The organism is Paenibacillus kobensis NBRC 15729, from assembly GCF_004000825.1.
GTDB lineage: Bacteria > Bacillota > Bacilli > Paenibacillales > Paenibacillaceae > Paenibacillus_T > Paenibacillus_T kobensis.
The window spans coordinates 26,025-36,661 of record NZ_BILZ01000058.1; the positions used below are offsets into that span (position 1 = coordinate 26,025).

Annotated in this window: 10 protein-coding genes; 8 read left to right on the forward strand and 2 right to left on the reverse strand. The window is 48.6% G+C overall.

Features of this window, described 5'->3' with window-relative positions; genetic code table 11:
- The first annotated feature begins 10 nt into the window (after positions 1-10).
- Positions 11-1,216, forward strand: a complete 1,206-nt coding sequence (locus PKO01S_RS23790) for a GGDEF domain-containing protein (protein ID WP_164779734.1) — start codon at positions 11-13, stop codon at positions 1,214-1,216.
- Positions 1,217-1,323: 107 nt separating this feature from the next.
- On the opposite strand, the gene PKO01S_RS29465 is transcribed toward PKO01S_RS23790, so the two are convergent.
- Entirely contained in the window at positions 1,324-1,722 is a 399-nt protein-coding gene (locus PKO01S_RS29465; RefSeq protein ID WP_246070704.1) for a collagen-like protein, read from the reverse strand.
- 309 nt (positions 1,723-2,031) lie between these two features.
- On the opposite strand from PKO01S_RS29465, the gene PKO01S_RS23800 reads away from it, so the two are divergent.
- From PKO01S_RS23800 to PKO01S_RS23820, 5 genes are all read left to right on the forward strand, one after another.
- Positions 2,032-3,684 (forward strand): cellulase family glycosylhydrolase, encoded by a 1,653-nt coding sequence (locus tag PKO01S_RS23800; RefSeq protein ID WP_127533943.1) that lies wholly within the window; start codon positions 2,032-2,034, stop codon positions 3,682-3,684.
- Between the two features lie 132 nt (positions 3,685-3,816).
- On the forward strand, positions 3,817-5,103 hold the full coding sequence (locus PKO01S_RS23805) for a glycoside hydrolase family 18 protein (protein WP_127533944.1): 1,287 nt from the start codon (positions 3,817-3,819) through the stop codon (positions 5,101-5,103).
- A 110-nt stretch (positions 5,104-5,213) separates the two neighbouring features.
- On the forward strand, positions 5,214-6,536 hold the full coding sequence (locus PKO01S_RS23810) for an NAD(P)/FAD-dependent oxidoreductase (protein WP_127533945.1): 1,323 nt from the start codon (positions 5,214-5,216) through the stop codon (positions 6,534-6,536).
- 200 nt (positions 6,537-6,736) lie between these two features.
- Positions 6,737-7,249, forward strand: coding sequence for a hypothetical protein (locus tag PKO01S_RS23815; RefSeq protein WP_127533946.1), 513 nt, complete (start codon positions 6,737-6,739; stop codon positions 7,247-7,249).
- Between the two features lie 37 nt (positions 7,250-7,286).
- Complete coding sequence (locus PKO01S_RS23820) at positions 7,287-7,781, forward strand: hypothetical protein (protein WP_127533947.1); 495 nt, start codon at positions 7,287-7,289, stop codon at positions 7,779-7,781.
- Between the two features lie 258 nt (positions 7,782-8,039).
- Here PKO01S_RS23820 and PKO01S_RS23825 read toward each other — a convergent pair whose 3' ends face one another.
- The gene (locus tag PKO01S_RS23825; RefSeq protein WP_246070705.1) at positions 8,040-8,576 is read right to left on the reverse strand and encodes a GNAT family N-acetyltransferase; all 537 of its coding nucleotides are present in this window, start codon (positions 8,574-8,576) and stop codon (positions 8,040-8,042) included.
- Positions 8,577-8,882: 306 nt separating this feature from the next.
- Here PKO01S_RS23825 and PKO01S_RS23830 point away from each other — a divergent pair, with 306 nt between their 5' ends.
- Positions 8,883-9,449, forward strand: a complete 567-nt coding sequence (locus PKO01S_RS23830; protein WP_127533948.1) for a phosphatase PAP2 family protein — start codon at positions 8,883-8,885, stop codon at positions 9,447-9,449.
- Positions 9,450-9,732: 283 nt separating this feature from the next.
- Positions 9,733-10,637: family 43 glycosylhydrolase (locus PKO01S_RS23835; protein ID WP_164779735.1), on the forward strand; the 905-nt coding region annotated here is incomplete at its 3' end.

A 10,637-nucleotide genomic window follows, 5' to 3' on the forward strand; every position in this document is an offset into this window, starting at 1 on the left:
TTCGAGAATAGTGAGAAATAATTTTAAATTCCTCATAAATTGGTGGAAAACAATAATGAGTTTGCATTTAGATACGAAAACCGTCTTTGTACTGATTGGACTCGGACACTTATTTACTTCGATTCTAATAGGTGCGTATTGGTATGGCCAACCGAGAAATAAATTACTTCACATCTTCTTGATCGGCAAATGTACGGAGTCCGTCGCATGGCTGGGCTCAGCGCTTCGGCCCGATCATCCCAGCCTGTTCTATCTCTTATCAATTAATTCGATGCTTTTTATAGCTGCTACTTGCGAGATAATGGCCCTGCGCAGTCTTCAAGAGGAGCTGAGCCGCAGAACCAAGCGGATGTACTATTCTCTCGCAGCACTAAGTATTGCCGGGTTTCTGCTGCTTGAGCTCTTCTATAACCAAGAAAGCGCGCGAGTGGCATACTCTTCTGTCGTGACGACGGTCATTCTGTTTCCGGTTTATCGGATGATAAGTAGAGGTTCTACGCTGCTCATGCGAGTTACAGGCAGTCTGTATGTGCTTGTATTTGCAATGGCTTGTCTTAAAGGTGTCTTTTCTCTGTTAGCCGACAATCAATTAGAGACGTTTACTCCGGGAGTTTACGAGACTTTGATGGTTTTGTCACTGTTTCTATTGATGATAGTGGAGAATTCGGGATTCGTCCTGTTATTAAAAGAGAAATCAGACCAAGAGTTGATTCGTTTGGCCAGCTATGATGACTTGACGAATACGTTGAATCGCAGGGCATTTGCATCGCAAGCGGACCGCCGCCTTTCGGAACATGCAAGGAAGGGAATGCCGATTTCCTTTCTTCTGTTCGATATCGATAATTTCAAAGATATCAACGATACGTTCGGGCATATCGTCGGAGATCAGGTTCTGCAGGACATGACCTCGCAAATCAAAAGTCAGTTAGACATGGAAGCTTTGTTCGTCCGTTATGGCGGGGATGAATTTGGTCTCATGTTGCTTGGCAAGAATGAGAACGAGTCTGATCGGCTGATCGGGAAGATACAAGAGTCACTGGGGGATGCCGCTGCCCGAGGCTTGCCTGCGCCTTATGAAATCAGCATAGGGGTTCTTACTGTAGTCCCGGATCAGCAGACGCGGCTTAATGTGCTTTATTCCGCTTGCGATAAGGCTCTGTATGCGGCCAAGAACAGAGGCCGCAATCATGTGTACCGAGGGCAACTTGATGCTTGAGTGCGATGCCACAGCGCTATTCGAGCGCCAATCTGTAGTAGGATAATTCCAGTTATCATCGAAAAAAGCTCCGTTCCTGGTGGAACGGAGCTTTTTATCGTGCTCGTTTAGACACATGTAAATTGTTGAATGGACTGTAAGCTCAGCCCCGTATACATCCAGAACCGTCCGTTCCACCGGAACCCCGATACCGATGTTCGCCCTACGAATACCGGGAAAAACCAGAATTGACTTCCGTTCCTGAGCCAAATGTACGTATTCCGGAACAAACAACCAGCGATCGCTCCTGGATCAACAGCGAAGGGTGTAACCGCAGGCTGTGGAGGGATGAATGCTGGCGGCGGTGAGCTAGGTGCCATGACTCCCGGCGGAGGCCCTGGCTGTGCTGGCGGTCCCGGTGGCCCTGGAAATCCTGGCGGTCCCGGCGGTCCTGGAAATCCCGGAGGTCCCGATTGACCTGGGAACCCTGGGATTCCTGGGGGCCGTGGAGGCGGGAAAAATGACATGATCTAGTCACTCCTTAATTGATGGGCTAAAGCATTGTATGCAGGAGCGGAGATAAGGGAGTGGGTGTATGCCCTAACGGATTAGATCGTCAGCGGTAAATCGATCAAGGGTCTCTGCTGATTTTGGAAGCCCTTTCAATAATTGTTATATGATTTTTGTTACAATTTCTGGGGTAAAAATTTGGCCATAGCATTGCTATAATCATCGTGCACCGTTGAAAGGAGGGAACTAATAGAGTCGTTGTCGGACGGTTTCAGCTCGTTCCATTCGTGTCACAAGGAGAAAACAAAAAAACGGAGGTTTTATGCATGTTGTCGAGAGTTAAGAAGTTCAGTGTCTATTGTTTAGCTTTAGCATTGATCGTTACAGCTGTTATTTCCGGTTGGATTACAGCAGTATCGGCAGCAACTGCAACAACAGCTGATTTCACACAATTGAATGCTTCACAGGTTGTGTCTGAGATGGGGGCGGGCTGGAATCTAGGCAACCAGCTTGAAGCGAATTCCAACGGTACACCCAGTGAAACGGCTTGGGGCAACCCTGCCGTAACACAGGCGCTTATTCAGAAAGTAAAGGCTGCAGGGTTTAAAACGATCCGTATTCCTGTGTCGTACTTGAATTATTTAGGGAGCGCACCGAATTACACGATTAATTCAACATGGCTGAACCGGGTGAAAACAGTCGTGGACTACGCCTACAACGAGGGCTTATATGTCGTCATTAATATTCACGGAGACGGTTACAATTCAGTTGCCGGCTCTTGGCTGTTGGTCAATTCGAGCGATCAAACGACGATTAAAGCCAAATACCAAAAAGTATGGCAGCAGCTCGCCAATACGTTTGTAAATTATGATGAGCATGTCATATTCGAATCGATGAACGAAGTGTTTGACGGCAATTATAGCACGCCTAACACTGCGTACTACTCGAATCTGAATGCCTATAATCAACTTTTCGTCGATACGGTAAGACAAACCGGAGGAAATAACAGCGCAAGATGGCTTCTTGTTCCGGGATGGAATACGAACATTGATTATACGGCGGGCAATTACGGTTTCGTTCTTCCTACAGACAATAATAGATCATCCGCCATTCCGAGCTCAGAGAAAAGAATCATGGTCTCCGTTCATTATTATTCGCCTTGGGATTTCAGCGGCGAGGAGTCCGGAACGATAACGCAATGGGGGGCGACAGCGACCAACGCTTCCAAAAAATCAACCTGGGGACAGGAAGATTATATGGATGCTCAACTCAAGTCTACCTATGACAAATTTGTCGTGCAAGGCTATCCTGTTGTTATCGGTGAATATGGTTCCATTGATAAGACGGCTTTTGATTCAGCGAATAATGCGTATCGTGCCGCATTTGCCAAAGCAGTAAGCGCAACGGCCAAAAAGTACAGCTCCGTACCGGTTTATTGGGATAATGGCTATAACGGACAGTACGGTTTCGGATTGTTTAACCGGTCTACTTATGCTGTAACCCAGCAGGGAATCATTGATGCCATCATGAGCGGCATGGGCTCGTCGGGTTCTACGGGCTCCACGGGAATCGCGGGTACGTACAAATTGAAGAACGTGACTACAGGATTGTTCATCGACGGCCTGGGCCGCGCAACGAATGGTTCCAATGCAGGCCAATGGAGCAGCAGCACAAGCAATAATCAACGGTGGGTAATCGAATCTTACGGAAGCTATCATAAAATTAAAAATGTCGCAACGGGTTTATATCTTGACGGTATGGGCCTCACCGCAGCCGGCTCCATCTGCGGACAGTGGAGCAACAGCACCAGCAGCAATCAAAGATGGGTATTCGAAGCTGCCGGCAGCAATTATAGGATTAAAAATGTTGCGACCAGTCTTTATCTGGACGGCGGCGGCAATTGGTCGAGCGGCTCTGACTTGAAGCTGTGGAGCAGCGACACTAGTACGAACCTGCAATGGCAGCTAGTTAATCCTTAAGGGACCATCACGAATCCACAACCGAATGAGGTTGTGGATTTTGTGTTTGAATAATGGTCTAACGCCTTATCCGTTGAATACGCATTAAGAGATGCAGGTTTCATGACGTATCGATAAGGTGGGGAGGCTGCTATGCAAATTCATGTCATACAGTCCGGCCAATCGCTCTATCAGCTGTCGCAAATGTATGGAATTCCTGTCGCAACTATCGCGGAAGCGAATGAAATATCACCGTCCAAGACACTGGTCGTCGGACAAACTTTAGTCATTCCGATCGTCGGATCGTATTACTGGGTGCAGCCCGGCGATACGTTAACCAGCATTGCCCGGACGCATGGCACAACCGCTCAGCGGCTGGCGGAGGTGAATCAAATTCCGACAGGCGGGACCTTAACGCCAGGGATGAGACTGTATATTCCGCCGAGACCGCGGCGGGCGGCAGAGATTAATGCGTATGTCGAGCCGCGCGGCAACAGCGTAGCGCCGGCACTTCTTAATGCATCCCGCGAGGCTGCGCCGCATTTGACGTATCTCGCGCCATTCAGCTTTCAGATCAATCGGGATGGGACGCTGAAACCGCCTCCGCTGGGCGGTCTCAGGGAAATTGCACGCCAGTCCGGAGCGGTGCTAATGATGGTCGTCACCAATCTGGAGAATGGCCAGTTCAGCGCTGATCTCGGGCGAGTCATCCTTAATGACGAGCAGGTGCAGAATCGGCTGCTGGACACGGTGATTCGGACGGCTAGGCAGCAGGGATTCCGCGATATTCACTTTGATCTTGAGCATCTTCGTCCCGAGGACCGCGAGGCGTACAACCGTTTTCTGCGCAAGGCGGCTGACCGCATTCACGGGGAAGGGCTGTTGATCTCGACGGCGCTCGCTCCGAAGACGAGTGCGACGCAGGCCGGGGAATGGTACACGGCGCACGATTACCACACGCACGGGCAGATCGTGGACTTCGTCGTCATCATGACATACGAATGGGGCTACAGCGGAGGACCGCCCATGCCGGTGTCTCCGATTGGACCGGTACGGCAGGTACTCGAATATGCGCTGACCGAGATGCCGGCGTCGAAAATTATGATGGGCCAAAATTTATACGGCTACGATTGGACGCTTCCTTTTGTACAGGGCGGCGCCTACGCCAAGGCGGTCAGTCCGCAGCAGGCGATTGATATTGCTCGCGAACATCACGCTGCGATTCTCTATGATACGCAGGCGCAAGCGCCGCATTTTAACTATTGGGACAACAGAGGCAAAGAGCATGTCGTCTGGTTCGAAGATGCTCGTTCGATTCAGGCGAAGTTCGATCTGCTGAAGGAGCTGGGCTTGCGCGGCATCAGTTACTGGAAGCTGGGCCTCAGCTTCCCGCAGAACTGGCTGTTGATTGAAGACAATTTTAATGTGACGAAGAAATAGTGCTGTTCAGATGTGCTATTGCGGGGCAACGGCGATATCTCACGGCTATTTGATTGCATTCCATGCTATAATTTATGGAAATTCGAACAGTTGTGGAGGCTTATCCCAAAATGTCGCAAAATAGATTGGGGCGGGCGGTCGTCATCGGGGGCAGTATTGCAGGACTGCTTGCGGCGAGAGTGCTTGCTGACGTATTTAGCGAAGTTATCATAGTCGAGGCGGATGTTGCCCCGGAAGGTTCGACGCCTCGGAACAAGGTTCCGCAAAGCCATCATTCTCACATCTTGCTTGAACGCGGACAGAAGACTCTGGAAGTCATGTTTCCCGGCATTATGGATGAAATGATTCAGAACGGCAGCATCGTTACCGATTTTACGGGTGATCTAAAGTGGTTCCATTTCGGGCAGTGGAAGAAGCGGTTCCATAGCGGGATCCGAATGGTACAGCAAACAAGACCATTTATTGAACACCATATTCGCAGGCGGGTAGAGGGGATTCCTAATGTAGCGTTGCAGTATAGTACCCGTGCGGCCGGTGTTGTCCTGTCCGATGACCGGAATACGGTTCAGGGGGTTCAGGTGCGGAACGAAGCGACGAACGGCGAAGAAACGATCATGGCGGATTTGGTCGTTGAAGCAAGCGGAGCGGGCGCTCAAATGCTAAAATGGTTGAATTTGGATACGGATGCGAGCGAAGGCGTGCCTATTCAATTATTTTATGCAACCCGCTTTTATAGAACGGATGGGGTTGACCGCGGATGGACGAATCTGATGATATCGGCTCAACTGCCGGAACTGCCTTATGCAGGGGTAGTCATCCCTTTCGAAAACCAACAAATTGGCGTTACGCTCGGAGGATACTTGAAAGGGCCTCCCCGTACGGATGAGGAATTCGAACAGATTGCGAAGAGTCTTCCTCAACCGGATATCTACCATTTTGTTCAAAATGCCACCCCGATCAGCGATCTAAAAATTTATAAAATTTCCTCTCAATCCAGGAAGCGGAAGGATATCATCAATAAGCTTCCTAAACGTATCATCATGATCGGGGATTCGTATTGCCGGTTCGACCCGCTGTACGGCCAAGGCATGACGGTAGCGGCGATGGAGGCGGAACTCCTTCATGTGATGCTTAGCCGTAACTTAACCGACAAAACGATGGATTCGGCCATAAGAGACTATTGGAGTATGCTGCCTGCACTTACCGACGACCCTTGGAACATGGCTCTCGTCGAAGCCTATAGACATCCGGGCATAACCGGAGCAAGGCCCTTCGGGATCGGGCTGCAAAAGTGGTTCACCAAGAAAATATATCAAGCATCCGCCCATGACAGTTCGGTCTATTTGCGGTTAGCGCAAGTGATGAATTTGACTCGTCCCTCCAGCGTATTCTTTAAACCCTCTATGTTGAGGAAGATTATTCGAAAGACCTGATCGGCCGAACTTGCTAAATTCATATGAATCCACTGCCTCATGAGGCAGTGGATTTGTTTATTTTGAGTGAATGCTTCCGCAGGAGCATACATATGTAACTGTCGAAAAAACGATAAAAAAGGGAAAAATTAACGAAGTTTAATAGTCCTTTGGGAAATTCTATCTTATAATAGAGCAAAAGAACTAGGAGTCGGAGTGCCATGTACGAATCGTTTAATGTTTGCTCAACGGAGATGTATCAACGTAAGTATATGGACTTTTTATTAACCTATTATGAGGATTTGAGGCTGCCGTACTCGTTTCCGATTGCGTTCGGGTTTATCGCGAGCCCAGTCCTGTTAGGGGAGGAGTGTTTCCTTTGCTTAGATGAAGAGGGGGATGCTATCGGGGCATTCAGCTATATACATGGCACTGGCGAAGAAAATTACAAGGATCGACATATCGTACAGCTGCAGGTAGCCTATCTGAAGCCATCGTATCGATGCACGACACTGTTTCTTCAAGGACTGCAGACACTCGCGGAGCATCTGAACGAGCTTAATGAAGAGGTGCAAGAGCTCGTCTTTTGGACAGAAACGGATGGGGATTCGACAAGGCTGTTCGATAAGTTCGCCCTGCGGACAAGCATAGGGGAGTCGGTCATCGAATACAGGGTTACATTGCCGTTGCTAAATGCCTACTTGGCCAAGTTCACGCGCAGGGCGCAGGTGTGACCAATACATATCAGTCAGCCAAGAAGGGGGAGCAGCAGTGAGTCGTCTCTACGCAACATCATGCAGGCATGATCGGGATTATGCGAGGTTTGTCAGCTATTTTATTGCGCAAAGCCATCAATTCGATGACCAGTATACGTTTCACGAAGCGGTAGCTCACTTGATGATTTCCCTGCATAATAGCCGTGTCATGCTATTCGATGACGAGAACGGCAGGCTGCAGGCGTTCATCCTATACCGGTATGAGGAAGGCGATAATACGGTATTCATTGATTCGGCGATTGTAACGCCTGAGTATCGAAGCAGCTTGGAGTTCTATAGAGGGTTCGGAGTCTGGGCGCGTCATGTTATGAACGAGCGAAGCGACCTATCCAGGGTACGGCTTCACGTACAGGCGGATCATACCTATCTCAACAAGCTGTACGCGAAGTTTGCGAAACCCGTTGGCGAGCGGGAAAACAACGGCCGCGCAGAGCGGATATATGAGACGTCGTTCGATGAATTGCTGCGGTATTTGCGAGTCGATGCATAGGCGGAAGCCATTGTACCCAACGTCTGATACTAAGACAAGGAGGTGAACAACAATGTACCCAGGTAAACCATCTGTAAAAGATATCGTAAAAGGCTCCGGTTTCGGCAAAATCGTTCTTGACGCTCTGAAAGCGAGCGAGCAAGTACGTACTTCCGCAGCAGCAGCGAAATAATCCATGCAATCGAAGAAGGGCTGTCACAGAGTCATTGTAAAATGATTTTATGGCAGTCCTTTCTGTATGCTGCTGGGCTTTACTGCTTAAAATAACTTGATTAATTCCAAGTTAGCAAACGTGCTTTCCGAATGAACCGTGTCTCCGTAGATTCCGCTTATTCCGTTAAACCCTGCTTTTGTCCAAAACCTGATTGCAGGCCAGTTTTTAACGGCGACATTTACCCTGATTTTCGTATATCCCTGTTTCTTGAGCTCGGTGCACAATTGACTTTGCGCTTCTTGACCAAAACCAAGGCCCTGTTGTTCCTTACTTATATGCAGAAAGACAAGATAAGCTGAATCAATTTTGGGATATCCATGATACACGCTTAAAATCCCTATTAATTCATTATCATTCATACGTCTTACTGTAAACAGCCGATAATTTTGTTTATTTCCTCCTGGGGGCAAGTCGCCATCTTGAATCCAATGTTCGATTCGCTTTGCATTATATTCATTGCCATCCCACAGGTTAATAGACTGACTGTCTACATAGAATAGTACCTCTTCGATTTCGTTTTCAGATAATCTACGAAATGCGAGGTTTGTAGATTCCCATCTGTCAGGAAGAACGGATATCAATGGGCGACAACTCCTTAGATATTTATCTAATTTAATAATAGTCTAATTTGTTATTTTTGGAAACCGCGGTTTTCGACTCTGCAGGAGTGTGACCTATCTGATCGGCAACGTGATGTACACGAGTTAAGAGAGCTGAATAAGCAAGAACGAACAAATCGCGGCGTACCCGGTCGAGCATGACCGATGCGCCGCGATTTGTTTATGCAGAACGAAGAAGACGTTGTTTCCAAGCCTTGACAAGGTTTGGCACATAAGTTGTATGATAAAGTTCGGTTCATCATTTAACAATCAAGTGAGGGAAACCATTTGGATTGGTTGGAGTGGGACTATCGATTATTCAGAAAGATTAATGATGCTGCCGACGATGAAGGGGTTCTCGGCAACCTTTTTGTTAGTGCTGCCGATCAGGGCGATTATTTTTTTGGTCTTAGCCTCGTCTTCATGTTATTCATTCGCCGGAAGATGGCTCTATATGCAGTATTGGCAGTCGGAACGACCGTCATGTTCAGTCGAGGGATCGCACAGTTTTATTTCAGAGAACGGCCTTTTGTTGCCCACGATGTGAATCTATTGCTGCCCCACATGGACAGCAACTCTTTTCCGAGTGATCATGCCGCGGCGGCTTTCGCTATTGCGATGATGTTTGTTCTATTCTCAAGACGGATTGGATGCGTGTTTATAGGATGCGCCGCGATCGTATCCTTTTCCCGTATTTGGGTAGGAAAGCATTATCCTACGGATGTTATTGCCGGCACGCTAATAGGTATCGTTCTAACCGTTGTTGTACACCGAATGATGGAGAAGTATCATATCTATAATCGACTGGTCATCCTATTCAACAGGCTCATGCAGAGAAACAGGGTGGATGACTAGTAGTGGTAGATGAATGGAATAGCGTATCACTCAGACCCCGATCGAATGTGATCGGGGTTTGTTATGCTATCAAAACCCAATTCGAGGTAGTGAGGGGGAGCGGCCAAATAATCAAACCAATTTCACAAATAATTCTATTCCACTGGAAAAGAAAGCGCTTTAAGCTTGAGTTGATTCACCTGTATTATACTGAAGCAGCGAAGGGAGGGGGCAGTCCGCAACTACGATTAAGCCTTATGTTTCGGGTTAGCGAAAACGATTTCTATTAGGAGGAGATTAAAGAATGAAGTTTAAAAAGTTAAGCACGCTCGTATTAGCTTTTGCATTACTGCTCAGCTGTTTTCCTCTAGCGTCTGCGTATGCTGCCAATAATGCGCTAGCCAAAACGCCAGGAAATTCGAATCCGCTAATGGACCATAAGCTAGGGGCGGATCCCTTCTCACTGGTCTATAACGGCAGAGTCTACGTATACATGTCCAGTGATGCGTATGTGTACAACAACGACGGAACGATCAAAGACAATGATTTCAGCGCATTAAATAAAATCAACGTGATCTCGTCCGCCGATATGGTGAACTGGACGGACCACGGATCGATTCCGGTAGCCGGACTCAATAATGCTAACAATGGAGCGGGAATTGCCAAGTGGGCGTCGCTCTCATGGGCACCTTCCGTAGCTCGCAAAACGATAAACGGACAGGATAAGTTTTTCCTTTACTTTGCGAATGGCGCATCGGGCATCGGGGTGCTGACCTCCAACTCGCCGGTCGGCCCGTGGTCGGATCCGCTTGGCAAAGCACTCGTCACGGGCAGTACGCCGGGCATGTCCGGGGTGACGTGGCTGTTCGACCCTGCTGCCTTGGTGGACGATGACGGAACCGGCTATCTGTATATGGGCGGGGGAATACCGAATACGTCGGATGCGGCGGTCGTTGCGAGTCCGAAGACAGCGCGCGTCATCAAGCTGGGCGCCGATATGATCAGTCTGAACGGCAGCGCCGTCACGATTGACGCGCCGTACATGTTCGAAGATTCCGGCATTCATAAGTACAACGGCAAATACTATTACTCGTACTGTATCAACTTCTCCGGTACACATCCGGCTGCTTATCCGGCGGGCGAAATCGGCTATATGGTGAGCAACAGTCCGATGGGGCCATTCACGTATACGGGGCATTTCCTGAAGAA

What these genes read in the sequence shown, in the direction of transcription:
- PKO01S_RS29465 (WP_246070704.1), bottom strand. Translation starts at nt 1,722, where the DNA reads ATGTCATTTTTCCCGCCTCCACGGCCCCCAGGAATCCCAGGGTTCCCA.
- PKO01S_RS23800 (WP_127533943.1), top strand. Translation starts at nt 2,032, where the DNA reads ATGTTGTCGAGAGTTAAGAAGTTCAGTGTCTATTGTTTAGCTTTAGCA.
- PKO01S_RS23805 (WP_127533944.1), top strand. Translation starts at nt 3,817, where the DNA reads ATGCAAATTCATGTCATACAGTCCGGCCAATCGCTCTATCAGCTGTCG.
- PKO01S_RS23810 (WP_127533945.1), top strand. Translation starts at nt 5,214, where the DNA reads ATGTCGCAAAATAGATTGGGGCGGGCGGTCGTCATCGGGGGCAGTATT.
- PKO01S_RS23815 (WP_127533946.1), top strand. Translation starts at nt 6,737, where the DNA reads ATGTACGAATCGTTTAATGTTTGCTCAACGGAGATGTATCAACGTAAG.